The 455-nt window shown below is 68.1% G+C and carries 1 protein-coding gene; it reads left to right on the top strand.

The features are described from left to right. Positions 1-455: esterase-like activity of phytase family protein (locus EN935_RS40055; RefSeq protein WP_206534742.1), on the top strand; the 455-nt coding region annotated here is incomplete at both ends.

Consider the following 455-nt stretch of genomic DNA (forward strand, 5'->3'; position numbering starts at 1 on the left):
CGGCGACGCAGCCACCGGCGGCGCTGGTGCCGATGCGCCACGGCGCGCCGAACTTCGCCTCGGACAATCCGGGTCCGGGTGCCGCCGAGCCCGATCCGAAGGATCCCGATACCGGCCGCCAGAACAACCAGGGTCTTGAAGGCATGGCGATGACGCCGGATGGCAAGTCGCTGATCGCGGTGCTGCAATCGGCGCCCCGCCAGGATGGCGGCGATTCGCCCGCGACGCGCCAGAACACGCGTGCGCTGGTCTATGACGCCTCCGACCCCGCCCACCTCAAGCTGGCGCATGAGTATGTCGTGCCGCTGCCGGTGTTCAAGGATGCCAAGGGCAAGACCAAGATCGCCGCGCAGAGCGAGATCGTAGCGCTCTCCGACAAGACCTTCCTGATGCTGGCGCGTGACAGCGGCAACGGCCAAGGGCTGAAGGGCGACACCTCGCTGGTGCGCCAGATC

The organism is Mesorhizobium sp. M7D.F.Ca.US.004.03.1.1, from assembly GCF_003998635.1.
GTDB lineage: Bacteria > Pseudomonadota > Alphaproteobacteria > Rhizobiales > Rhizobiaceae > Mesorhizobium > Mesorhizobium loti.